The following is a 24334-nucleotide window of genomic DNA, read 5'->3' as shown; positions in this document are numbered from 1 at the left end:
TAGGTTAGGGAAGGCTAAGTTTCCCTCGACGATCGGATGCCCGTGTCTCCTGCCGTGCCGCTGCTGCGCGTGCGCGAGCTCGGCATCACCCACGACGGCGAGACCACCCCGGCGCCGGCATCCGTCTCCTTCGACGTCGCCCCCGGCGAGGTCGTGCTGCTGCTCGGCCCCAGTGGGTCCGGCAAGTCGACGCTGACTCTCGCTCTCAACGGGCTGCTGCCGCAGGCCGTGCCGGCGACCGTCACCGGATCGGTCGAAGTCGACGGACTCGACACGCAGGCGACGCCCGTCGCCGAGCTCAGCACCCGCGTCGGCATGGTCTTCCAGGACCCGGACGCGCAGCTCGTGACCGGAACGCTCCTCGACGAGGTGGCCTTCGGGCCGGAGAACCTCCGGATGCCGGTGGCCGAGGTGCTCGCCCGGGCCGAGGAGGCCCTCCGCCGGGTGGGCCTCTGGGAGCGCCGACGCGAGAACCCCGACCGCCTGTCGGGCGGCGGACGCCAGCGGCTCGCGATCGCGTGCGCCCTCGCCATGGGATCGCCGCTCCTCGTGCTCGACGAGCCGACCGCCAATCTCGACCCCGCCGGCATCGAGGAGGTCTACGCCGCCCTCGCCGAGCTCGTCGCCGCCGGTGACCGGGCGATCCTCCTCGTCGAGCACAACCTCGACGCCGCCGTCGGCTTCGTCGACCGGGTCATGGTGCTCGACCACGACGGCTTCCTCGCCGCCGACGGCTCGGTGGATGACGTGCTGCGCGGCCGCGCCGAGGACCTCCACGCGATGGGCGTGTGGCTGCCTGTCTCGACGATCGCCGCCCTGCGGCTCCGCCGCGCGGGCTTCCGCCTCGACCCGCTGCCGCTGACCCCCGACGAGCTTGGGGCCGCGCTCGACGCCGAATCCGGCGCAGACCGCGAGTCCGAGGCGTTTCGTCTGCGGGCGCCGGAGCGCCCTCCGCTCGACGACCGGGGCGCCGAGGCCCTCATCACCGTCCGAGGCCTCACCCTCCGCCGCGGCCGCACCGAGGTGCTCCACGACGTCGACCTCGACATCCCCCGCGGGGCGTTCGTCGCGGTCGTCGGGGCGAACGGCGCCGGAAAGACGAGCCTCATCCACGCCCTCGCGGGGGTCGTCTCGCCCCCCAAGGGCACGGTGCACGTCGACGGGCTCGACGTCGGCCGCGCCGACGCCCGCACCCTCAGCTCGCGCATCGGGTTCGTGTTCCAGAACCCCGAGCACCAGTTCATTGCGCACACCGTGTTCGACGAGATCGCGCACGGCCTCCGTCGCCAGCACCTCTCGGACGACGAGGTCCGCGCCCGCACCGCGGCGCTCCTCGAGCGGTTCGGCCTCACGGCCAAGGCCGAGAGCCACCCGTTCCTGCTGTCGGGCGGGCAGAAGCGCCGCCTCTCGGTCGGCACGGCCCTGGTGGCCGGCGCGCCGGTGCTCGTGCTCGACGAGCCGACGTTCGGGCAGGACCGCGCCCGTGCCGACGAGCTGCTCTCCCTCCTCTCCGAGCTCAACGCCGAGGGCACCACGATCATCGTGGTCACCCACGACATGCAGCTCGTGACCGACTACGCGGACCGCGCCGTCATCCTGTCCGACGGCCGCGTGCTCGCCGAAGGACCCACCGCCGACCTCTTCGCCGACGACGCGCTCATCGCCCGCGCGGGTCTGCGCCCGCCGCCGCTGCGCCGCGCGCTCCAGGGCGTGCAGCGGCATCCCGAGCTCTCCCGGATCGCTCGCCTCGCCGACCTCCCCGGCTCTTCGGCACCCACTCCCCGGCCCGTGATCAGGACCGATTCCCCGGATGCGGCCGACACCGGGCGAATCGCCCCGCTCAGCGCCATCGGTCCTGAGAGCGGTGCGACTCGCACTCCGGCCACGCACCCCCCGGCCCCGCACGTCACGGGAGGTGCCGCGTGACCGACACCGGCCCGCTCACCGCGGCGACGGCTGCGCACTCGACGTTCGATCCGTACGCACGGCGGGTCGAGGCTGGGCCCACGCGCCCGGAGGCTCCGGGCGACGCGCCAGCGGCGCCTGGAGGGGGCGTGGGGACCGCTGTCCGCTTCCTCTACGGGATGAACCCGCTCGCGAAGCTCGCCGCGCCGCTGCCCGCGATGGCGCTGCTCGTGTTCGTGCGGGATCTCGCGACCCCTGCCGCGTTCCTCGCGCTCGCGTATGTCGTGCTGCTGGTGGGGGTGTCGTTCACGCGGCGCCTCGCGGCGATCCTGTTCCTGGCGCTGCCGCTCAGCGCCCTCGTCATCGGCTTCGGGTTCTCGCTGTGGACCGATGCCTCGAAGGTCGACCAATCCGTCGTGGTGTGGCAGCTCGGCGGCTGGACCATGTACGGCGGCGCGCTCGAAGTGGGCTTCGCCACGGGTCTGCGCCTCGCCGCGATCCTCGCCCTCACGCTCATCGCGGGGCTCTCGACCAGCGGACCCGACCTGGTGCGCGCGTCGGTGCAGCAGCTGCGCGTGCCCTACCGCATCGGTTACACGGCGCTGGCGGCGTTCCGCTTCGTGCCGCGCTTCGGGCACGAGCTCGATGTCATCCGCCAGGCGCATCGCGTGCGCGGCGCCCACGGCGGACGCGGGCCCTTCGCCGCGATCGCCCGCTGGTTCGGGTACGTCGTGCCGCTCATGGCCGGCGCCATCCGTCACGCCGAGCGGGTCGCCCTCGCGATGGACGCCCGCGCGTTCGGCGCGCACCCCGACCGCACCGAGCGGTACCTCGTGCCGTGGCGCGTGCGCGACACCGTGTTCGTTTTCGCGTTCTGGCTCGCGTCCGCCGCACTGTTCGCCGTCTTCTTCCCCTGGGGCCTCTGACCCCCTCGCCCTCCCGACAAGGAGCACCGACATGGCTCATCCTCGACTGGTCAAGCCCGAGACGCAGGGGCTCGTGCACCTCACGGTGCTGCGCACCGAGCGCCTCTCCCCGCACTGGCTGCGCGTGACGCTCGGTGGTGGCGAGATCGATCGGTTCCGCGCGATGGGCTACGACCAGTGGTTCCGGCTGTTCCTGCCGCTCGGCGGTGACGAGGGCCTCGAGCGCCTGCCCGCGAAGGCGAACAAGATGTTCGGCTACCTCAAGTACCTCCGCATCCCCGACGGCGTGCGCCCCGTCATGCGCAACTACACCGTGCGCGCGTTCCGCCCCGCGACGGCGACGACCGGCGCCGAGATCGACGTGGACTTCGTACTGCACGGCTCCGCGGCCGACGGCACCGCCGGTCCCGCGTCGCGCTGGGCGGAGTCCTGCCAGGCGGGCGAGAGCGTCGTCGTGATCGACGAGGGCCTCACCTTCAACCCCGACCGCGGCACCGACCGCGTCGTGCTGGTCTCCGACGAGACCGGTCTGCCGGCGATCGCGGGCATCTGCGCCGCGCTGCCGTCGCACGCGACCGGCCACGCGATCGTCGAGGTGCCCTCCGCCGAGGATGCGCTCGACTTCCCGCATCCGGCCGGAGTCGCGGTGCGCTGGATCGTCCGCGACCACGACGTGAAGCCCGGAACCCTGGCGCTGCAGGCACTCCGCGACGCTTCGATTCCGGATGCTGCGATCCACGCGTACATCGTCGGCGAGCAGGCCCTCGCGACCGAAGGTCGCCGGCATCTCGTCGGCGAGCGCGGTGTCTCGAAGGACCTCGTGAGCTTCTGCGGCTACTGGCGCGTGGGCGCCGCGTCGCCCGCCCCGAAGTCTCAGCGCGCGACGGCCGAGGCCCACTCGTGAGCGGGTCCGCCACCCCGACGCCCGCCGCGTCCACCCCGCCGCGCAGCACCCGCGGTCGCGTCACCACCGCGTACCTGCTGACGTGCGCCGCCATCGGCGTCGCCGGCGGCGTGATGCTGTGGGGCGCCGGCTGGATCTCGACCGTGCTGTTCGCGACCGTGCCGTTCGTCTCGGTCGCGATCGCCGGGCTCTGGCTGCTCCCCGCGACGGTCGCGCTGCGCCTGCTCGAGCGCCCGCTCGCCGGCATCCTCGTCGGCGTGGTCTCCGGGCTCGTCGTGTTCCCGTTCCTCGGGGCGGCGATCTGGTGGGCGTTCTTCGCCGAGCTCGCGTTCCTGGTGACCCTCTACCGCTCGTGGCGCACCTGGCAGTACTACGCCGGCGCCGTCTTCGTCGGCGCGATCTACCCCGTGCTCGCCGCGGCATCGTTCAACCTGTGGGCGATGGAGCCGTGGGCCCTCATCACCTTCTTCGCCCTCACGATCGCGAGCTGCGTCGCGGGCGTCGCGCTCGGCATCCTGGTGGCCGACCGCCTCCGCAAGGCCGGCGTCGCCAAGCTCGCCCGCCGTCGCGGCCTGGCCTCGCGCGGCCTCGGCCGCGGCGCCGGTCCCGCCGGCCAGCACTGACCCGACGGGCTCCCTGCCCCCCACCTCGTATCTGGCGACTCGCCAAGATGCACGGCCCCCACCGAGCTTTCTGGCGACTCGCCAAGATGCACGGCCCTGACCGCGCTTTCTGGCGACTCGCCAAATTCGAGCGTTCCAACGGCGTGCCACGGTTCTGGCCACTCGCCAAAACAGCACGGGCCTCACGGTGCTTTCTGGCGACTCGCCAAATCCGAGCATTCCAACGGCGTGCCCCGGTTCTGGCCACTCGCCAAAACAGCACGGGCGTCACGGTGCTCTCTGGCGACTCGCCAAAACCGGGCGGCGCGCAACGCGGGGGCGACAACGAACGGATGCCGCGACCCCGTGCCTCCGCAGAGGCGCCGGGTCGCGGCATCCGTTGTCGAGTGAGCGTCAGCGCTTGCCGACGATCTGGCGCGAGACCAGGTCGCGCATGATCTCGTTCGTGCCGCCGTAGATGCGGTGCACGCGGGCGTCGAGGTAGGCGCGGGCGATCGGGTACTCGGTGATGTAGCCGTAGCCGCCGTGCAGCTGCACACCGACGTCGAGGAGCTCGGCCTCGCGGTCGGTCGTCCAGAACTTGACCTTCGCGGCCTCTTCGGCGGTGAGCTTCTGGTCCTTGTAGAGCAGCATCGCGCGGTCGACGTAGGTCCACATCACGTCGACGGTCGTCGCCATGTCGGCGAGCTTGAAGCGCGTGTTCTGGAAGTCGGCGATCCGCTCGCCGAACGCTTCGCGGCTGAGGACGTAGTCGCGGGTCCACGCGAACGCGGCCTCACCGGCGGCAGCAGCGGCGACACCGATCGACAGACGCTCGAGCGGCAGGTTCATCATGAGCTGGATGAAGCCGAGGCCCTCCTTGCCGCCGATGAGGTTCTCCTCCGGCACGAAGACGTCGGTGAACGAGAGCTCGGCGGTGTCCCAGCCGTGGAAGCCCATCTTCTCGAGCTTCTTGCCGTGGTCGAAGCCCTGCATGCCGTCCTCGAGGATCAGCAGGCTGAAGGCGTCGGGGCGATTGCCCTCGCCGGTCTTCACGAACGTCACGACCATGTCGGCGGTCTTGCCCGACGAGATGAAGGTCTTCGCGCCGTTGACGATGTAGCCGCCCTCGACGCGCTTGGCGGTGGTCTTGATGCCGCGCAGGTCGCTGCCGGCGCCGGGCTCGGTCATCGCGAGAGCGCCGAGGATCTCACCGGTCGCCATGCCGGGGAGCCACTTCTCCTTCTGCTCCTGCGTGCCCATGTGCACGATGTACGGCACGGCGAGGTCGTCCTGGATGCCGAGGGCACCGGCGAGCGAGCCCAGGCCCGCGCCGATCGTCTCTTCGAGCACGATCGAGCGGAAGCGGTAGTCCTGCAGCATGCCCGCGCCGCCGAACTCCTCGGGCACCGACAGGCCGATGATGCCGGCCTCACCCGCGGCGAGCATGGTCGCGCGGTCGATCTCGCCGTCCGCGTCCCACTGCTTGCGCTTCTCGTCCGACGCGTAGCGCTTGACGAACTCCTTGACGACGTCGCGGAACGCCTCGTGGTCCTCGTCGTAGATCTCGCGCTCCATGATGCGCCTTCCTCTCGTCTTCGAGTCTGTGTGGAGACGCACCCCCGGTGGAATTGCATCTCACCTTCAATGGTACTCAGTTTCAGTCGCGACGGATGCCTCGGCCCGCGGCATCCGTGATCCGCAGAGTAGTGGCGACGCCCGACGTCAGCCGAGGTAGTCGGGAGCCGGGTCGAGGGCGAAGAACTCCTCGAGCGAGGTCCAGCCGCCGTCGTGATACGCCTTCGCGAGCTCGGGGCCGACGTAGCGGAGGTGCCACGGCTCGGGGAGGTAGCCGGTCACCGGCGTGGCTCCTTCGGCGTAGCGGACGATCCACCCGTGCTCCCACGAGTGCTCGGCGACGAACTGACCCTGCGGCGTCGCGGCGATCTGATCGAGCGTCCCGCACGAGCCGGCGCACGCGACGACGTCGGCGCTGAGTCCCAGCTGGTGCTCGCTGTATCCGGGCCGCGCGCTCACCTGGTCGGCGCGCTCGCCCTTCTCGGCGAAGTGGCGCCCGTACGTCTGCTGCTGGGTCTGGTACGACCGGAACCCGCTCTCGAGCGCGATCTCGCCGACTCCGGCGTTGCGGGCGGCGGTGACGAGGGAGGCGAGAGCGGATGCTGCGTCCGAACGCAGCGCGCCGCCCTCGATGTTGCGCACCCCGTCGGGGAGCACGAGCGCGCTGGGGCGGTAGTCGATCGGGCTGGCCGGGCGGATCTTGTCCATGACGGTCCAGACGCGGGCGGAGTCGCCGAGGTCCACGCACGGCGCCCGGCCCTCGACGACCGCTGCGCGGAACGCCTCGCCGCCGCCGGCTGCGACGATCGCTGCCTCGTCGTCGCCGCGCTGCACCGCGGCCGCCACGTCGGGCAGCGAGCAGATGTCGGCCGCGGGCGGGGACTCCTCGACCTGGGGAACCGGAAGCTGCTCGATCTCGGGCAGCTCCATCGTCATCGTCAGCGCCGCGTCGGCGCCGGCGGCCTGCGGCTCGGACGGGAGCATCATCGCGGTCATCGCCGCGGATCCGAGCAGCAGTGCGGCACCGGTGGCGAGCCCCGCCACCAGGATCAGCCGCTTCGTCAGCCGACGCGGCCGCGCATGCCGGACGGGCTGCGCACTCTCGTCGACCTCGAGCAGTCCGTCGGCGCGCGCGGCGCGACGCTCGCTGACGACGGGCCGGGGCGAACGCACGGCGCGTCGGCGTCCGCGCACCCGCGCCTCGGGAACGCGGTGAGGCGTCGAGTCGGTCCGGTGCGCCGCGGCGCCCGTCGGGCGGAGGTCGAGCGGCAGCGTGGACGGTGCGCCCGCCGAGATCGAACCCGGCACGAACTCGTCGCTCGGCAGCTCGAACTCGAGCAGGCCGTCGGCGGGATCGGCGACCGGCGCGCGCACGTCCGCGGGGGCGGATTCCTGTGCGCGGGCACGCCTCGCTGCCTCTTCGCGCATCGCTCGGGCTGCGCGACGAGTCTCGGGGGCGGCTCGGGGGGTAGCGAGCCCGCCAGGCTCCGTCACGTCTGCCATTCTTACCCGCGACGGCCGGTTTTGGCCAGGCAAGCGGCATCCGTCTCGCCGATGTTCTAGACACGGCAGCGCTGGTCTTGACTTAAGTTCGAAGCTTTGTTCTCATGGATGCATGCGGTGGCAAGGTCAGGAATTGGGTGTGGCGGATGCTGCGGCCCTGCCCGGCCTCGAACAGCTGAACGGTCTGGTGCGCTCGGTGACGACCCCCGAGTTCGCGGGCGTGACCTTCCACGAGGTGCTCTGCAAGTCCGCTCTCAACCACGTGCCGGGCGCCTCCGCGATGCCGTTCGACTGGACCGTGAACCCGTACCGGGGGTGCAGCCATGCCTGCGTCTACTGCGTATCGCCAGACACCCTCGTGCTGATGGCCGACGGTCGCCACCGCCCGATCAGCGATATCTCGGTCGGTGACGAGATCGTCGGAACGCGCGAGGAGGGAAGCTATCGCCGGTACACAGAAGCGCGAGTCCTGGCCAAGTGGACCAGGCGTAAGCGCGCCTACCGCGTGTCACTCGCCGACGGCACGGAACTCGTGGCCAGCGCAGACCACCGCTTCCTGACCAACAGAGGCTGGAAGCATGTGATCGGTGCGATGAACGGAGCAGCTCGCCGCCCCTACCTCACGCCTGGACTTCGACTCCAGGGGTTCGGGCTCGACGTCAACGCGTGTCGAGAGCCCATCGAAACACCTGACTATCGCCGGGGATACCTCACGGGGATGATCAGGGGCGACGGAATGATCTTTCACCGCGCATATCCCAAGGACGGACGTGCGGGCGAGGTACATCAGTTCCGTCTCGCTCTCGCGGACCTCGAAGCTCTTGACCGCGCCCGAACGATGCTCGCTGCTGAAGGCATTGTCACCCACACACGACCTTTTGCTCCGGCATCAGCCACCCGGCGAATGATGACCGCGATTCAGACGGGCCGGAAGGCCGACGTCGCATCCATCGAGGATCTCGTTCGCACACCAGACTTCAGGTCAAGCGAGTGGCAGGCCGGTTTCATGGCGGGGTTGTTCGACGCGGAAGGCTCCTACTCGCGAGGAATACTCCGCGTTTCCAACAAGGATGACCAGATCATCAGACTGACGAGCGAAGCCCTTGCCACTCACTCGATTCCGCATCAGATCGAGGGCATCCGACCGAATGGTGTCGTGCCGGTGCGAGTTACTGGGGGACTGCCGTCGATCCAGCGCTTCTTCGCTATCGCACGCCCCGCTATCACTCGCAAGCTGAGCATTCTCGGGACCGCGATCAAGTCTGTTGCAGACCTGCGCATCGTCTCGATCGAAGACCTCGGCGAGACGATCGACATGGTCGACATCACGACGTCCACCGGCGACTTCATCGCGAACGGCGTTGTCAGCCACAACTGCTTCGCCCGCGGCACCCACGAGTACCTCGAGCTCGATGCGGGGCGGGACTTCGACACGCAGGTCGTGGTGAAGGTGAACGTCGCCGAGGTGCTCGAGAAGGAGCTCCGGCGGGGCACCTGGCAACACGATCCTGTCATGCTCGGCACGAACACCGATCCGTATCAGCGCGCAGAGGGGCGCTACAAGCTGATGCCGGGGATCGTGTCGGCACTGACCGAGTCGGGTACGCCGTTCTCCATCCTCACGAAGGGCACGCTCCTGCGGCGGGATCTGCCTCTGCTGACGGATGCCGCGAACCAGGTGCATGTGACGATCGCGATGTCGATCGCGGTGTTCGACGACGAGCTGCAGCACCTCATCGAACCTGGCACGCCCAATGCGACGGCACGTCTCGAGACGGTGCGCGCGGCGACGGAGGCGGGATTCCGCGTCACGGTGTTCCTGATGCCGATCATCCCGCACCTCACCGACTCGATCGCGGCGATCGACCACGCACTCGCCCGCATCAAGGCGGCGGGAGCGGTACGGGTCGTCTACGGCGCACTCCACCTGCGGCCCGGCGCCAAGCAGTGGTTCCTCGAGTGGCTCGCCGAGCGGCACCCCGAGCTCGTCTCGTCGTATCGGGGGCTCTATCCCGGCGCGACGGCGTACGCGCCGAAGGCCTACCGCTCGTGGCTCGCCAAGCGGGTGCGCCCGTTGCTGCGCGTCCACGGCCTCGACGGCCAGGCCGAGGAAGAGAATCCGCGCGGCGCGCCCGTGGCGGGTCTCGCCGACCGGGCCGATGCCCGCAGCAACCCGCCCATCATCACGACCTCGCGCGGGCGCGCCGCCGCGACGTCGTTGCGAGCGGCGTCCTCCCGGTCGCAGGCTGGGGCCGAGGCATCCGCTCGTCTCTTCTGAGTCCCGCCCGCCGGCGTCGCGGAGACACAGGAGTGCCGATCTCTGCGCACAGAATCGGAGACCCCGTCCGACACGCCGAGGACGGATGCCGCCGCCCCGCGTGTCACCGAGGACCTCCGACTCTGTGCGCTCGAGGGCGTTACGCCGCGACGGGACTGAGCTTCCCGACCGGCGCGACCTCGACGACATCTCTCGCGCGCACGACGAGCGGAGTGCGGACGTGGCCCAGCACGGCGTCGAGCACCGCGTCGTCGGTGAGGATGCGGTTGTGCCCGAGGCCCTTCGTCGCGAGCAGCTTCGCCCCGGGGTTCGCGGCGACGACCCGTCCCGCCTCGCCGAACGGCACGACGCGGTCGCCGTGGTCGTGGGCGACGAGGAGTGGCACCCCGGCCGGAAGCGGGCGCCGCACGCCCGACAGCCAGGCGAACGGGTCGGGCTCGCCGGGGAAGTACCGCGTCGCGAAGAGCTCGCGCATGCTCGCCGCGACCGCATCGGAGTACCCGAGCATGCCCTGGAACTGACTCAGCAGCAGGTCGGCGTCGGCGGGCGCGGCGATCGTCACGACGCGCGCCGCATCGATGCCGCCGGCGACGCCGACCAGCGTCGCGAGACCGCCGAACGAGTGCCCGACCATGGCGTCGAAGCCGCCGCGGCGCTCCTGGAGCGCGGCGAACACGTCGAGCCAGTCGACGAGATAGGTGTGACGACCGCCCGAGCCGCCATGCGCGGGCGCGTCGAACGAGACGACGCGATACCCGTCGGCGCGGAGTTCGCGCACGAGCACCGAGAATTGGCTGGCGCGGCCGTTCCAGCCGTGCGCCAGCACGACCGTGCGCGGACCGTCGCCCCACTCGTAGGTGTCGACGTCGACACCACGGCGGTCGATGCCGGCGATGCGCACCGTCTGCCGGCGCGCGCGCAGCATCGTGGCCTCGTCGTCGGGGTGCACGGGTCGCGGCTTCACGACGTGACCGAAGAGCGGCATAGCCACGGCGGCGCCCCACCGCGGCGAGAGGGCGGCCGCGGCGCGAACGGAGGTGCCGGCGGCGGCGAGTGCGAGATTCATGATGCTCCGATCAGAAGAATACGAACGATCGTACTTATGAACACGAACGATCGTACGGTAATCTCGAGGTGTGACACAAGCCCCCGTCGACCGACGTCGCCTCCGAGGCGACGAATCGCGACGCGCCGTGCTGTCGCACGCGGTCGACACCGCGACGGTCGACGGCCTGGACGGCCTCACGATCGGGCGGCTGGCGGATGCCTCGGGGCACAGCAAGAGCGGCATCGCGACCCTGTTCGGCTCGAAGGAGCAGCTGCAGCTCGCCGTGGTTGCGGCCGCTCGTGAGGTCTTCATCGACCGCGTCGTCGCACCGGCCCGCGCCCGCACACCTCGCGGCCTGATCCGCGTGTGCACGCTGCTGGGCGACTGGCTGGACTACTCCCGCGATCGCGTGTTCCGCGGCGGCTGCTTCTTCGCAGCGACCTCTGTGGAGTTCGATGCGAAGCCGGGCGTCGTGCGCGACGCGATCGTCGCGGCCTCGAGCGAGTGGGAGGACTACCTCACCGTGAGCATCGAGTACGCGATGGCTGCCGGCGAGCTGCCCCTCCTCGACGATGCGCGTCAGCTCACGTTCGAGATGGTGTCGTTCCTCGAGGCTGCGAACACCCGCTCGCTGCTCCACACGAGCGAGGAGCCCTACCGCCGCGCCGAGGTCGCGCTCCGCGCGCGCCTCACGTCCCTCGGCGGCGACCCCGAGCTCATCGCCTCGATCGGCGCCGCGCCCACCGCCTGACCCTCGCGCGCCGCCTGGCGCAGCGAGGGTGGCCCCTGTGGTCACCACCCACGACCGAAGCGGCGAAAGCGGCCACCTCGGCGTACCGGTGCCCGACCGAGTTGGTGCATGCGCCCGCCGAAACCCGGTCCCCCGCCGAAACACGGGCCGTCACCCCCGGTCTCAGCCGAAGCCCCCTGTCTCGCCGACATGCCGCCGCACGCGACAGCGCCCCACCCCGCTCTCTCGCTCCCTCGCCTCGTCCTCATTTGAGGACCAGGGCCGAGATGCGGACCCACTCGCCGCACCCCGGCCCTCACATCGGCCCACAACCTCAAACGAGGAACGGACGCGGCACCCCTGCGCCCGAACAACACCCGACCACCCACGACCTCAAATGAGGAGCGGATGCCGCGGCCCCGGACTCGGACACACCCACCCACTCCGTCCTCAATTGAGGAGCAGAGCCGAAATGCGGACCCACTCGCCGCACCCCGGCCCTCACATCGGCGCACGACCTCACACGAGGAACGGATGCCACGCGCCGCGCCCAACAACCCCCGACCACCCACGACCTCAGACGAGGAGCGGATGCTGCGACCCCGCGCCCACCCCGAGCACAGCGACAGCGGGCGCCCCGACCGGGACGCCCGCTGCGCGGCGAGGGCTCAGCGCTTCCAGGGGCTGCGCTTGCCTCCGGGCACGTCGTTGCGGCTCCACCACTGCGCCGTGTACGTCACGCCGGCGTAGACGACCTGGTCGCCCTTGTCGTAGATGGTGTCGGCGTACCAGTCCTGCACGGTGGCGGGGCTCACGCCGCACGCGGTGAGCGTGGCCCACGGTCCGCGCGGCGAGGCGCCGGGCTGGTCGCCCTTCGCGTACCACTGCGCCTGGAAGACGCGACCGTCGAGGAACACGAGCTCGCCCCCGCGGTACGTGGTCTGCGCGTTCCAGGGCTGGGCGGCAGCATCCGGAGTCGTCGCGCACTGCAGCCCCTCCGCACCCGCGACCGGGCCGGGGGCAGCGGCGCGCAGCACCTCGGCCGACGCGGCGGAGAGGTCTCCCGCGACGTCGTTGCCGACCTCCCAGAAGTCGACGCCGCCGAGGCCCTTCGAGATCGCCCAGGCGCTCTTCTCGGCCACCGCCACCTCGTCATCGAACGACCAGAACTGGCGGGCGGCGACGTCGTAGCCCCACGTCGCGTTGAAGCGTCCGTCGGCGGTGTACTCGTGGTGGATCTCGAGGTCGCGCGCCTTCAGCTGGTCCCACGTGATCTGGGTGAGGCCGCCGCCCGAGAGGGTCCAGGGCTGGGGTTCGGCATCCGTCCAGCCCTGGCCATAGGCGGCGAGGCCGAGGTTGAGCTGCGCCGGATCGATGCCCGCGTTGACGTACGAGGCGACGACGGCGTCGAGGCCGAGCCCCCAGTTGTAAGCGGGGTCGCCGTAGACGTTGCCTTGGTGTCCGGTCTCCGCGGTCCACGAACCCCACAGGTCGTAGCCCTGGAGGTTCGCGAAGTCGAGGTACTCGAAGAGCTCGGGGTCGTTCCAGCCGCCCGCAGCGATCTGGGTCGGCCCCGCCGGGAGGAACGCCGAGATCTCGTAGTCCTCGCCGGTCTCGGCCTCGACGGCGTTCAGCTGCGCGCGGAGCTCCTTCACGAACGCGAGGAAGTTCGCCTTGTCGTTCACGGGGTCGACCGTGTTGCCGACCTCCTGCGCCCAGTCGGGGGCGCCGGGCCACTCCCAGTCGAGGTCGAACCCGTCGAAGACGCCCGCGGCCGCGCCCGCGCCGCCGCGCCCTCCGATCGCGGGCAGGTTGCCGCGGATGTAGAGGTCGATGCACGACTCGGCGAGCGCCGAGCGGAGCTCCGGCGTCGCGACCGCCTTCGAGAACGACTTCGACCACGACCAGCCGCCGAGCGACACGTTGACCTTGAGGTCGGGGTACAGGCGCTTGAGCTGGGCCAGCTGGTTGAAGTTGCCGGCGAGCTTCTGCTTCTTGGTGTCAGCGATGCCGAGGACCGACTGCGCCCCGGTGAACGCGTGCACGAAGTCGCTGTCGGCGTCGCCTGCGGTGTCGGTCTGACCGGGGCCGGGTGCCGCGGTGTCGGAGATGAAGCACGTGTACGGCTCGACGCCGTCGAGGCCCTGCACACCGGCGGCCCGTGCGGAATCGAGCGCGGCGTGGTCTCCGGCGACGTTGCCGAAGGAGTAATTGAGGTGGGTGAGGTTCGCGCCGGCGCCGCCGTCGACGAACAGGCGCTTCAGCGTGGCCTGCGCCTCGCCGGTCGCCCGCCATTGGCCGTAGTAGCCGACGTTGCGGTACGCGTTGACGGTGGTCGTCGGGGTGGGGTCGTCCGTCGCGGCGACCGCGGGCGACGCGGCGAGGAGGCCCACGGCGAGCGCTCCGGTGATCGCGGCGGCGAGCGCCGGCAGGGGATGTTTCGACACACAAGCTCCTTCGGTTGTGGGGGGAGGCATCCGTTCGGAATTAGGTAACCGTCCTAACAAATACCATGGTCACCATTCTGGCATCGAACGCCCCTGCACCGGAAGACCCGGGCGCACACCGAGGCCCTGGTGCGTCTCCCCCGGTTGCGACACGATGTCCCAATGGCCCGATTCCTGGTGACGGCCATGCCATTCACCGGGCATGTCCTCCCGCTGCGTTCGGTCGCCCAGGCGCTGGTCGCACGCGGCCACGACGTGCGCTTCTACACCGGGAGCGCGTTTCGCGCGGGGATCGAGGCATCCGGAGCCGTCCATGTGCCGTGGCGCGCAGCGCCGGACTTCGACGAGAACGATCTGCGCGCGACCTTCCCCCGGCTCGAGGGGCGCAAGGGCCTCCGCCAGGTCTTCGCGAACCTCGAAGACGTCATGATCAACACCGCCCCGGCACAGGTCGCCGACCTGCAGGCGGAATGGGACCGCGCGCCGTGGGACGCGATCGTCGCCGACGACACCTCCATCGGCGCGGCCCTCTTCGCCGACCGCCCCGGCTGCCCGCGGGCCACGATCGCGGTCCTGCCGCTCCACCTCACCAGCCGACAGGGGCCACCGAGCGGGATGGGGCTCACGCCGGGCCGCAATCCGATCATGAAGGCACGGGATGCTGCGCTCCGCGGCATCGCACCGCTCGCGATGCGTCCGCTGACCAAGCCCATCGTCCGCGCGCGCGTCGAGGTCGGCCTGCCCGCGGAGCCCCTCACCTTCGAGCAGACGGTGCTGTCACCCCTGCGCATCCTCGCGAGCGGATCACCCCTGCTCGACTTCGGCCGCACCGACCGGCCCGCACACCTCGACTTCGTCGGTCTGCTGACCGCGCCGCCCTCCGCGGTCACGCCGCTCCCAGCCTGGTGGGGTGACCTCGACGGCCGCACGGTGGTCCATGTCACGCAGGGCACGCAGAACATCGACCCCACCGACCTGATCCGCCCCGCGCTCGACGCGCTCGCCGACCGCGACATTCTCGCCGTCGTGTCGACCGGGGTGCGCGGACGCGACGAGCTTCCGTTTCCCGTTCCGTCGAACGCGCGGATCGCCGGATTCCTCCCTTACGACGCACTCCTCCCCCGCACCGCCGTCGTGGTCACCAACGGCGGCTGGGGCGGCACGCTCACCGCGCTCAGCCACGGCATCCCGCTCGTCATCGCCGGCGGCGACCTCGACAAGCCCGAGATCGCGGCGCGTGTCGCGTGGGCCCGCGCGGGCGTCGACCTCCGCACCGGCACGCCCACTTCGGCGCAGGTCGCGGCCGGCTTCGAGCGCGCCTCGACGGACACCGCGATGAGGGATGCCGCCACCCGCGTCGCAGGCGAGCTCAGGTCGCTCGGCGGAGCGCCGCGTGCTGCCGAACTGCTCGAAGGGTTCGCGGCCCGGTCGGGGCGGTGAGCGACGTGACGTCAGCGCCCGGCGAGCTCCTCGAGCAGGTCGTCGCCGGGGCGCACCTCGTCGAACGGCGCCTCGATGTCGGCCCGGTCGAGCAGGTCGGCGAGCCGCTCGCGGCGCGCGCGCGTCACCAACGTGACGACGGTGCCCGAGCGTCCCGCGCGGCCCGTGCGGCCCGAACGGTGCAGGTACGTCTTGTACTCGTCGGGCGCGTCGGCCTGCACCACGAGATCGATGTCGTCGACGTGGATGCCGCGGGCTGCGACATCCGTCGCCACCAGCACGTCGATGCGACCCGACGTGAGCTTCTCGAGGTTGCGCGTGCGGCGGGCCTGATCGAGGTCGCCGTGGAGCGCAAGCGCGCGGATGCCCACGTCGTCCAGCTGGTCGGCGAGCATCTCGGCGAACGCGCGCGTGCGCGTGAAGACGAGCGTCTTGCCGCTGCGGTCGACCAGCGTGCGCAGGATGTCGCGCTTGTCGCGGTGGTCGACCACGAGCACACGATGATCGATGGTGCCGGTCCGCTGGGTCTCGCCGGCGACCTCGTACACCGCCGGCTCGCTGAGGAACTCCTTCACCAGCGACGACACCTCGCCGTCGAGCGTCGCCGAGAACAGCAGACGCTGCGCGTCGCGGGACGTGCGGCGCATGATGCGCTGCACCGGCTCGAGGAAGCCCAGATCGCACATGTGGTCGGCCTCGTCGAGCACCGCGATGCGCACCTGCGAGAGGTCGAGAGCACGCGACTCCACCAGGTCTTCGATGCGCCCCGGCGTGCCGATGACGATGTCGATGCCTCGCTTCAGCGCGCCGAGCTGACGCGCCTTGGGCACGCCGCCGTAGATCTGTGTCGTGAAGAGGCCGACGCTGCGGGCGATCGGCTGGACCGTCGCGTCGATCTGCAGCGCGAGCTCACGCGTGGGCGCGAGGATCAGCGCGCGCGGCGCGCGACCGAACTCGCGCTTCTCCCGGGCCTGCGACCGCAGCACGCTCTCGACGAGCGGCGCGCCGAACGCGATGGTCTTGCCGGACCCGGTGCGGCCTCGCGCGAGCACGTCGTGGCCGGCGAGGATCGCCGGGATCGTCGCCGCCTGGATGGGGAACGGATGCTGCGCCCCGAGCTCCGCGATCGTCTTGACGATGTTCTGGCCCAGGCCGAGATCGGCGAACGTCACGTCCTCGACTTCGCCGGGTGCGACCGCGGCGGCCTCGAGCCGCTCGTGCACGACGTCGCGGTGCCCCGAGTCCTCCCGGCGCGGGGCGGCATCCCGGCGCTGAGCGGCATCCCGGCGCGGAGCAGCCCTCCGGGCACCGGCGTCCCGCCGCGCACCGTCGTCGCGGCGAGGTGCAGCGTCCCGGCGCGGCGGCTCGCCGCGCCCCGAGTCACGACGGTCGTCGCGGTCACGCCCCGGTCGCCCGCGGTCGTCCCGCGAGTGCGTGCGGATCGTCCGTGCCTCATCCCGGCCCGCGCGCTCCTGCTCGGCCCAGCGGCGCTTCGGCGGCGCGGCGTCCGTGGATTCGGTGCGGTGTCCGCGGTGCCCGGCGCTGCGGCTCCCCGGCTTGCCCGACGACGATTCGCCGGGCCGGCGCTTGCCGTCCTGAGCGTCGCGACCCTCGCTCGCCGCGCGGTACTTCGGGTTGTACCGGGGGTCGAAGTTCTTCGCCGCGCGACCGCCGCCGGGCTTGTTGTTCTTGGGCATCCGGCTCCTCCAGGTGCGGGTCCGCGGCACCCGCGCGCCGTCCACGCGGCGCGGCGCGTGAACCGGCCCGTCCAGCGTACCCGGCACGATGCCTGCACCAGGGAGTCGCCATATACCACCGACCAGCGCTTTCCCGGCTCTGCGGGATACAGTTTCGGTATGCGGTTCGCCGCTGAACTGGGGAATTGCCGTCTTGACCAACGGGCCCCGGACCGGGGGTTCTTTGGGGGGATGTCCGGCTTCGGGCACGCCGTGCAGAACCGATCGTGAGTCGAATGCCTCCCACGACCCTTTCCGACGCTCCACCGGTCACCGTCCCGCCCGCGCGCGCGGCGGTCGCCGTCACCGCGCCGACCCTCACCCGAGTCGACCCCGAACCCGCCGTCGCCCGGGCGATTTCGCACGCCGCGACGAGCACCTCCACCGACGCGCCTTCCCTCTCGGCGACGACGACCACCGCCGACGCGGCCACCGCCACCGCCGTCACGACCACCACCGTCGCCACGATCCCCGCCGCACCCGAGGCGGCGACGGCCGATCCCGCGCACATCGCCCACCGCATCGGCCGGCTCGCCGTGCTGTCGCTCCCGGTCGGGGTCGCCGTCGCGATCCTGACGACGCACGACGCCACGTGGTGGCAGCTCCACTTCTCCCAGCTCGGCACCCACACCGACTTCTCGGGCCGCACCTTCAACAGCATCACCATCTTCTCCGGCTTCCTCCTCGCGGTGTACGGCGTGCTGATCGCGGTGGCGCTGCCCAGCGGCATCCGTCGTCGCGCCTCACGCGCGTTCCGCGGTTCGATCGTGTCGGCGGGACTCTTCCTGACCGGCGTGGGGCTCGTGCCGATCCCGGTGAGCCCGGTGGGGCACGACCTCATCGCCACCGCGCTCGGGCTGTCGTTCTTGTCGACCGTCGCGACGGGACTTGCAATTCCTGGTCGCAGTCGCCGATTCCGCCGGGCCACCATGCTGTGCGTCGCGCTCCTCGCGACGGGCATGGGTGTGCTCACCGCCGGTTTCATCACCCTCGCGCTCTTCGAGTTCGTCGCCTTCGTGACGATGGGCTTCTGGCTGCTGTCGCTGCCGCGCGCACTCGCCCTCACGCCGTCGCCCGCGCCCGTCCTGGTGACCACGACGATGCCCGCATCCGCAGAATGGATGGCATGGCAGAACCCGTGGCCCACCCCATCACCGTCGCGATCGAACGGCGCATCGATCCCTCTCGCACCGTCGAAGCCACAAGCTGGATGCAAGCCGGCACCGATCTCGCCGCAGGCTTCGCGGGGTTCCTCGGCTCCGGCTGGGTCCGCGCCGGCGAAGGCAGCGACCTCTGGTACATGCTCTACCGCTTCCGCGACATCCCGACCCTCGAAGCCTGGGAGGACTCGCCGCAGCGGTCTTGGTGGCTCGACTCCGGCCGCGCCTTCGCGAGCGAAGTCAGGGTCGAGCGACGCACCGGCATCGAGGGATGGTTCGACGCCCCGTTCGCCACGCACGTCGAGTCGAGGCATCCGGGTCACGCGACTTCACCGGTCACCGGCCCGGTGCAGCAGCCCATCCCGGCCGCTCCGCCGCGCTGGAAGCAGGCCGTCACGATCTGGCTCGGCTTCTTCCCCACGAACCTCCTCGCGTCGTGGCTTCTCGGGTTCGTCCCGGGCTTCGCGGAGTGGCCGCTGATCGCTCGCGTGCTCCTCTCGACGGTGCTGCTCACCCCCGTCATGACGTACGCGGTGCTTCCGTGGGTGACACGGATGCTGCGCCCCTGGCTGCAGCGCGGCGCTTGACGAATCTGTGACCGAATCTTCCTGCGCCGATCACCCTCGACGTTCTCGCGCGGTCGTACTCTGACCTCGTGAGCACTGTGAACACCTCGCCGGTGCCGGACGCCGCCCCTCCGACGCCCGGTCGCAAGGCAGAATCCGAAGCGGTCTACGCCGCGTTCGGCGCCGGCATCGTCGGCGCGATCTACGGCCTCCTCGTCGGGATCCTCGCCCCCGACGTCCAGCTGGGCAGCCAGGCCGACTCGCTCGCATTCTGGGCCGCGTGCGGCGCCGCGGTGGTCGCGGCCGTCGCCTCCACCGTCGAGTACTGGCGCTCCCGCAACCGCCCCGGCCAGGAGTGGCGGCAATCGCTGCCGTCGTGGAAGTACATCGTCAACACGATCTCGGTCGTCATCGTGCACACGGCGCTGGCGTTCGTCGCCGTGTACGCGCTGGGACGCCTGCTCGCGATGGGGTTCATCGGGCTGCCGATCATCACGTTCTGGGCGGTCGTGCTGATGGCGATCACGCTCGGCCTCACGACCTGGTTCGTGTACCTGTCCGTGTCGGCGATGACGACGCAGCGCATGTCGTCGCTGCTGCTCACGTTCATCGCGATCGGCACGCTCACCGCCATGGTGACCACGCCCGACCCGACCTGGTGGAAGCTCCACTTCAGCCAGCTCGGCACCTTCGAGGACGACCTCTCGAGCTGGGTGTTCAACGGCACCCTCATCGCCGCGGGCCTGCTCGTGACGACGTTCGCCGTCTACGTGGCCAACGACATGCGCGAGCTCACCGAGGCGGGTGTGCTCCAGAACCCCCGCGGGATGCGGACAGTCCCGGTGCTCTTCGTGATCATGGGCATCATGCTCGCGTGCGTGGGCATCTTCCCCGTCGACGTGAACATGCCGGCGCACAACCTCTCGGCATCGGGCATGGCCGTGATGTACCTGGTGCTGCTCATCGGCGGCCCCCGCTTCTTCCGAGGGATGCCCCGCACCTACTTCGTCGCATCGTGGACGTTCCTCGCGGCGATGGTGGTCTCGGTGATCCTCTTCATCCCCGCGGTCGGGTACTTCTCGCTCACCGCGTTCGAGATCATCGTCTTCGCGCTGATCTTCGGCTGGATCGCCGTCTTCATCCGGTTCCTGGGCGTCGCCGGCCGCAAGGATTGACGCGGATCAGGACTCGCTGGGCGCGAGGAAGACGCCGATGCGGCTGCCGTCGAAGACGAACTGCAGGGCGCTGCCGGCGGGGAAGCGGTCGCGGAGCTGCTGCGGCGCGTTGCTGTCGATGACGAACTGGACGGTGGCGGGAAACGCGCCCGCGCGGCAGCCGTTGTACATGATCCCCGAGAGCGACCACGAGTTCGTGTCGGCGTCGAGCTCGGGCATCTGCTCGGTCGCCACCACGGCGAAGCAGTCGGTGCCCATGCCGGTGTAGCCGCCGGTGCTCTCGAACAGGGTGAGACCGTAGTACTCGAAGGCCATCGAGCTCGGACCGGCGCCGAACCAGCCCGCCGGGACCTCGATGAACGGATCGGGCTCGAGCGTGTCGACCTGCGTCGCACCGCTGGAGGCTTCGACCGGCGGCGCGGACGTCAGCGAATACGTGAGCCCGGCGGCCAGGGCGGCGGCCCCGAGCACGGAGAGCGCCCAGAGCGCCACGGACTGGCTCGACGGGCGACGGGGCTTTCGGCGCCTGGTGGACGCAGGCGCGTCCGACTCGGTCTCGCTCGACTCCCCGATGGCGAAGAGCTCGGCGCCGTCGTCGGCCGGCGGCAGCACCGGCGCCTCGACCGGCGTGGGCCCGACGTGCGCCTGCAGCACGGACGGCTCGTCCGGCGCCTCGGCGTCCGGCGCATCGCGGCTCGCCTCCAGCTCGCGGAGCCGCTGCAGCGCGGCGGGATCCTGCTCGATGTCGGCGGAGGGGCCATAGGCGCGGGCGCGCAGCGTGCGCAGCTCGTCGAGGGTCGCGGCATCCATCTCGTGCATCGTCTCACGCCGCGGGCCGCGGGCTGGATGGCTGGTCCGGTGCGGGACTAGCGTCGTCCTCGAGCGATCGCACACCACCTGCGGAGGCATCCGATGCTGAACCACGTCGCCGACGGCGTTCTCACCCACGAGAGCGAGTTCATCCAGACCCAGGCCACGGTCGTGCAGGGGCGCGACGGCGTGCTCCTGGTCGACCCGGGCATCACGCGCGCCGAGATGGCGGACCTCGCGCACGACCTCCGCGAACTGGGTCGGCCGGTCGTGGCGGCCTTCTCGACGCACCCCGACTGGGACCACGTGCTCTGGCACGCCGATCTCGGCGACGCGCCGCGCTGGGGCACGGCCCGGGGCGCAGCATCCATCCGCGAAGTGCTGTCGATGGCGGACTGGAAGGAGCAGATCGCCGAGGGGCTGCCGCCGGAGTACGCCGACGACATCCCGATGGAGCTGCTCGGCCACATCACGGGCCTCCCCGAGGGGGCCACGCACCTCCGTTGGGACGGCCCAGCCGTGCGCGTCCTCGAGCATCGCGCGCATGCGCCTGGGCACGCCGCACTGCTTGTCGAGGCAAGCGGCGTGCTCGTCGCGGGCGACATGCTCTCCGACATCCTGATGCCGTTCCTCGATCTGCAGGCCGACGACCCGATCGGCGACTACCTCGCCGCGCTCGACCTGTTCGAGAGCGTCGCCGACGACGTCGCGGCCGTCATCCCCGGGCACGGCTCCGTCGGCGGCGCCGGCGCGCTGCGCCCGCGCATCGCCCAGGACCGCGCGTACGTCGAGGCCTTGCGCGACGGCCGCACTCCCGACGATTCGCGCATCGGCCCGTCGGCACCGTTGGACTGGCTCGTCGACGTGCACGACTGGCAGGTGCAGGCGATCACCGAGCGCCGCTGACGGCGCTCAGTCGGCGGGATCACGGACGAAGACGTCCACCGTGTCCTCGCGGAATCGGAAGTCGACGTTGCTCCCGTCGGGCAGCCACTGCCCGAACTCGTCCGCTTCCCGCGCGACGCTCAGGGTCAGCGCGACGTCCGTGCCCGGCGGGGCGCACTTGATGGAGAACCTGCCGCTCGCGGCGAGGTCCCAGACGATGAAGCAGACCTTTCCGGCGTGGTCCTCGACCGACCACACGCGCACGCCGTGGTACGGCTCGAAGCGGCGCAGCGTCGAGGGAACCGGGCCCCTCCCCTGGGCGCTCAGCACGCGGATGATGTCGCTGTTCGCCTCGACGGCGATCTGCTGCAGGGTCGCGTCGGGACGCGGCGCGAGGCTCCACACCGTCGTGCCGACAACCCCGAGGAGGACGATCGCCCCCGCGATGGGCCACGCACGACCCCGGTGCGAGGCGTTCGGCGATGTCTCGATCATCGGCGGCTCCGGGGCGACCGTCGCGGCCTCGACCGCCGTCGAACCCGCGGCTCGCGTCGCCGTGGCCGCGGACAGGTGGGCTGCCTCCAGTTCGGCCAGCCGAGCCATCGCCGCCGGGTCCGCCTCGATGTCGGCGTCCGGGCCGTACGCTCGCGCGCGCAGTTCTGCGAGCTCGCGTGCGGTGTCTGACGGGCGCGAGCTTCCTTCCGTGAGCTCGGGCGGCTCGGGGCCGAAGTCGGGTGCGGATGGCCTTCCGTCCACAGCCTCACGGTACCCCCGCACCCTCCGCGGATGGGGCCGGCGTTCGCGACGACGGATGCTGCGGCCCGCAGCATCCGCTCCCTTCAGGTCCGCGTCACGGACGCGGGTCGGTGGCGAGCATCGACATCAGGATCGAGTCGACCCACTCGCCGTCCCACAGCATCGTGTCGCGGGCGCGGCCCTCGACGACGAAGCCGATCTTCTCGTACGAGCGCTGCGCGCCGGGGTTGAAGCTGAAGACGTCGAGCGAGATGCGGTGGATGCCGACGGTGTCGAACGCCCACTCGACGACGGCGCGGCCGGCCTCGGTGCCGAAGCCCTGCCCGCGCACGCCGCTCGCGACGAGGCCGATGCGGTAGTTCATCGCGAGGTTGTCGTCGTCGAGGTCGTTGAGCACGACCTCGCCGAGGTAGGCGCCCGACTCGTCGAGGATCGCGAAGTCCGCGCGCTCGTCGGCCCCGACGAGTCGCTCGAGGTGCGCGAGCACCTGCTCGCGTGTGAACTCCGTGCGCGTGCCGGTGAGCTTCATGGCCTCGGCATCCTGAAGGGCCGCCATGACCTCATCGAGGTACTCGGGGCCGTGCTGCACGAGGGTCAGCCGCGGCGTGCGCAGAACGGGCTGTGCGGCGAGGGAATCGGCGATCGACACGGGTTCAGGCTACTGACCAGACGGCGCATCGCGGCGACCGCCCCCGAGCGGCCCTGATGGGTGGACAATCAAGCCATGGCACGCGGCGCGTGGACGCAGGAAGCACGCCTCGAAGCTGCCGCGGTACGGGTCGAGAAGCAGCTGCACCGTGACGGAGTGGTCGAAGCGCGACGCTTCGCCGTGCGCACCGAAGCCCGGGCGATCGTCGTCGCGGCTCTCGCTTTCGGCATCGGCCTCGCCGCCGGGGCACTGGGGTTCTGGGGCCGCGCCGCACACGTGTGGGAAGGGGCGTCGGTCGGCGCCGCAGGCATCGTGGTCGCAGCATCCGTCACGCTCGCGGCCGCGTCGGTGAGCTATCGCCTTGCCGCCCGCGATCCGCGGCAGGCCTGGCTGAAAGGCGTCACGCGTGCTCGGCGGGCATGGATGACGGCGGCCGTCGGGGTCTCGCTCGCGGCGGTGTTCGGCATGGTCCAGTGGATGCTGTTCCACGCCGCATCGATGATCTGGCCGGGGGCTGCGGTCGACACGCTCACGGCGACGATGATCGTCGCGTTCGTGGCGGGCGGATGCGGCTACACGGCGTTCGCGGTCGCGGCACACGTCACCGCGACCCGGCTCGTGCTGCTGCTGTTCGCCGTCGTGGCGACCGGGTTCACGGTGAGCGTCGCGACCACGCAAGACGACGAGTGGTACCGGCTCAACTTCAGCGAACTCGGCGGCCGGGGCGGGATCACCTCCGCGGTGTTCAACGCGACCTTGATCATCGCGGGTGGGGTCACGGCGCTGCTCGCGATGTACCTCTTGACGAGCCTGCAGGCGTGGGCGCGCACCGAATCTCGAGTGACCCCCACGCGGGCCGTCATCGTCTACTTCGTGTTCCTTGCGCTGGCGGCGTGCTTCCTGGGTGCCGCACTCGTGCCGGTCACGTTCAGCCAGGTCGGCCACAACATCTTCGCCATCGGAATGGCCATCGTCTTCGGAGCGTTCCTGCTCGGCCTGCGCTGGGTGCTGCCGTGCCTGCGCTGGCCGATGATCGCGCTCGCGTACGCGGTCGCGGCGGGCATCTTCTTCTCGGCGAGCCTGTTCTGGATCGGGTACTACACCCTCGCCACGCACGAGATGGTCTGCGCCGGCCTCGTCGTCGGGTGGCTGCTGCTCTTCACGCGCACGCTTGCCACGGCAGAACGCGCGGATTCGGCGGCGGCGGAGACGGATGCTGCCACCTGACGACTGCGG

At 71.0% G+C, this 24334-nt stretch carries 19 protein-coding genes and 1 pseudogene; 12 read left to right on the top strand and 8 right to left on the bottom strand.

Translation table 11 applies throughout. The annotated features are described in order from the left end of the window. Window positions 1-36 precede the first annotated feature (36 nt). From ACFVSU_RS13125 to ACFVSU_RS13110, 4 genes are all read left to right on the top strand, one after another. Complete coding sequence (locus tag ACFVSU_RS13125; protein WP_387143344.1) at window positions 37-1926, top strand: ABC transporter ATP-binding protein; 1890 nt, start codon at window positions 37-39, stop codon at window positions 1924-1926. 128 nt (window positions 1927-2054) lie between these two features. After that, on the top strand, window positions 2055-2831 hold the full coding sequence (locus ACFVSU_RS13120; RefSeq protein WP_387143534.1) for an energy-coupling factor transporter transmembrane component T: 777 nt from the start codon (window positions 2055-2057) through the stop codon (window positions 2829-2831). A gap of 31 nt (window positions 2832-2862) precedes the next feature. Continuing rightward, window positions 2863-3735 carry a siderophore-interacting protein gene (locus ACFVSU_RS13115; RefSeq protein WP_387143341.1) on the top strand — a complete coding sequence of 291 codons (873 nt, stop codon included), beginning with the start codon at window positions 2863-2865 and terminating at the stop codon, window positions 3733-3735. Then, window positions 3732-4358, top strand: coding sequence for an ECF transporter S component (locus ACFVSU_RS13110; protein WP_387143338.1), 627 nt, complete (start codon window positions 3732-3734; stop codon window positions 4356-4358). Before ACFVSU_RS13115 ends, ACFVSU_RS13110 begins: the two co-directional genes overlap by 4 nt. Before the next feature lie 393 nt (window positions 4359-4751). On the opposite strand, the gene ACFVSU_RS13105 is transcribed toward ACFVSU_RS13110, so the two are convergent. After that, window positions 4752-5915, bottom strand: coding sequence for an acyl-CoA dehydrogenase family protein (locus ACFVSU_RS13105; protein WP_387143335.1), 1164 nt, complete (start codon window positions 5913-5915; stop codon window positions 4752-4754). Between the two features lie 147 nt (window positions 5916-6062). Continuing rightward, window positions 6063-7409, bottom strand: a complete 1347-nt coding sequence (locus ACFVSU_RS13100) for a M15 family metallopeptidase (RefSeq protein ID WP_387143332.1) — start codon at window positions 7407-7409, stop codon at window positions 6063-6065. 121 nt (window positions 7410-7530) lie between these two features. Here ACFVSU_RS13100 and ACFVSU_RS13095 point away from each other — a divergent pair, with 121 nt between their 5' ends. Beyond that, entirely contained in the window at window positions 7531-9696 is a 2166-nt protein-coding gene (locus ACFVSU_RS13095; RefSeq protein WP_387143329.1) for an intein-containing Rv2578c family radical SAM protein, read from the top strand. Window positions 9697-9835: 139 nt separating this feature from the next. Here the strand turns inward: ACFVSU_RS13095 and ACFVSU_RS13090 are convergent, their stop codons facing one another. Next, window positions 9836-10762, bottom strand: coding sequence for an alpha/beta fold hydrolase (locus ACFVSU_RS13090; protein WP_387143326.1), 927 nt, complete (start codon window positions 10760-10762; stop codon window positions 9836-9838). Window positions 10763-10832: 70 nt separating this feature from the next. On the opposite strand from ACFVSU_RS13090, the gene ACFVSU_RS13085 reads away from it, so the two are divergent. Further along, on the top strand, window positions 10833-11495 hold the full coding sequence (locus ACFVSU_RS13085) for a TetR/AcrR family transcriptional regulator (RefSeq protein ID WP_387143323.1): 663 nt from the start codon (window positions 10833-10835) through the stop codon (window positions 11493-11495). A 647-nt stretch (window positions 11496-12142) separates the two neighbouring features. On the opposite strand, the gene ACFVSU_RS13080 is transcribed toward ACFVSU_RS13085, so the two are convergent. Next, window positions 12143-13921 carry a glycosyl hydrolase family 18 protein gene (locus tag ACFVSU_RS13080; RefSeq protein WP_387143320.1) on the bottom strand — a complete coding sequence of 593 codons (1779 nt, stop codon included), beginning with the start codon at window positions 13919-13921 and terminating at the stop codon, window positions 12143-12145. A gap of 162 nt (window positions 13922-14083) precedes the next feature. Between ACFVSU_RS13080 and ACFVSU_RS13075 the strand changes: the two genes are divergently transcribed. Further along, entirely contained in the window at window positions 14084-15361 is a 1278-nt protein-coding gene (locus ACFVSU_RS13075; protein WP_387143317.1) for a glycosyltransferase, read from the top strand. An 11-nt stretch (window positions 15362-15372) separates the two neighbouring features. Here ACFVSU_RS13075 and ACFVSU_RS13070 read toward each other — a convergent pair whose 3' ends face one another. Further along, window positions 15373-17058: a DEAD/DEAH box helicase gene (locus ACFVSU_RS13070; protein ID WP_387143314.1), complete on the bottom strand. Its 1686-nt coding sequence runs from the start codon at window positions 17056-17058 to the stop codon at window positions 15373-15375. 275 nt (window positions 17059-17333) lie between these two features. Between ACFVSU_RS13070 and ACFVSU_RS13065 the strand changes: the two are divergent. The 3 genes and pseudogenes from ACFVSU_RS13065 to ACFVSU_RS13055 all read left to right on the top strand — a co-directional run. Next, window positions 17334-18080, top strand: a pseudogene (locus ACFVSU_RS13065) (hypothetical protein); the annotation flags it as partial. Between the two features lie 134 nt (window positions 18081-18214). After that, complete coding sequence (locus ACFVSU_RS13060; RefSeq protein ID WP_387143311.1) at window positions 18215-18844, top strand: antibiotic biosynthesis monooxygenase; 630 nt, start codon at window positions 18215-18217, stop codon at window positions 18842-18844. A 68-nt stretch (window positions 18845-18912) separates the two neighbouring features. Continuing rightward, window positions 18913-19998, top strand: coding sequence for a DUF998 domain-containing protein (locus ACFVSU_RS13055; RefSeq protein ID WP_387143308.1), 1086 nt, complete (start codon window positions 18913-18915; stop codon window positions 19996-19998). 6 nt (window positions 19999-20004) lie between these two features. On the opposite strand, the gene ACFVSU_RS13050 is transcribed toward ACFVSU_RS13055, so the two are convergent. Further along, window positions 20005-20808 (bottom strand): hypothetical protein, encoded by an 804-nt coding sequence (locus ACFVSU_RS13050; RefSeq protein WP_387143305.1) that lies wholly within the window; start codon window positions 20806-20808, stop codon window positions 20005-20007. 102 nt (window positions 20809-20910) lie between these two features. On the opposite strand from ACFVSU_RS13050, the gene ACFVSU_RS13045 reads away from it, so the two are divergent. Then, window positions 20911-21714 (top strand): MBL fold metallo-hydrolase, encoded by an 804-nt coding sequence (locus ACFVSU_RS13045; RefSeq protein WP_387143302.1) that lies wholly within the window; start codon window positions 20911-20913, stop codon window positions 21712-21714. 6 nt (window positions 21715-21720) lie between these two features. Here the strand turns inward: ACFVSU_RS13045 and ACFVSU_RS13040 are convergent, their stop codons facing one another. Together ACFVSU_RS13040 and ACFVSU_RS13035 are read right to left on the bottom strand one after the other, a co-directional pair. After that, a complete protein-coding gene (locus tag ACFVSU_RS13040; RefSeq protein ID WP_387143299.1) occupies window positions 21721-22449 on the bottom strand; it encodes a hypothetical protein in 729 nt (242 codons plus the stop codon). Window positions 22450-22543: 94 nt separating this feature from the next. After that, entirely contained in the window at window positions 22544-23098 is a 555-nt protein-coding gene (locus ACFVSU_RS13035; protein WP_387143296.1) for a GNAT family N-acetyltransferase, read from the bottom strand. 75 nt (window positions 23099-23173) lie between these two features. Here ACFVSU_RS13035 and ACFVSU_RS13030 point away from each other — a divergent pair, with 75 nt between their 5' ends. Then, window positions 23174-24325: a hypothetical protein gene (locus ACFVSU_RS13030; protein WP_387143293.1), complete on the top strand. Its 1152-nt coding sequence runs from the start codon at window positions 23174-23176 to the stop codon at window positions 24323-24325. Window positions 24326-24334 lie beyond the last annotated feature (9 nt).

This window comes from Microbacterium sp. NPDC058062, assembly GCF_042885375.1.
GTDB classification, from domain to species: Bacteria; Actinomycetota; Actinomycetes; order Actinomycetales; family Microbacteriaceae; genus Microbacterium; species Microbacterium trichothecenolyticum_C.
Note: the sequence above shows the minus strand (reverse complement) of the source record. Positions and strands in the feature narration are given on the sequence as shown.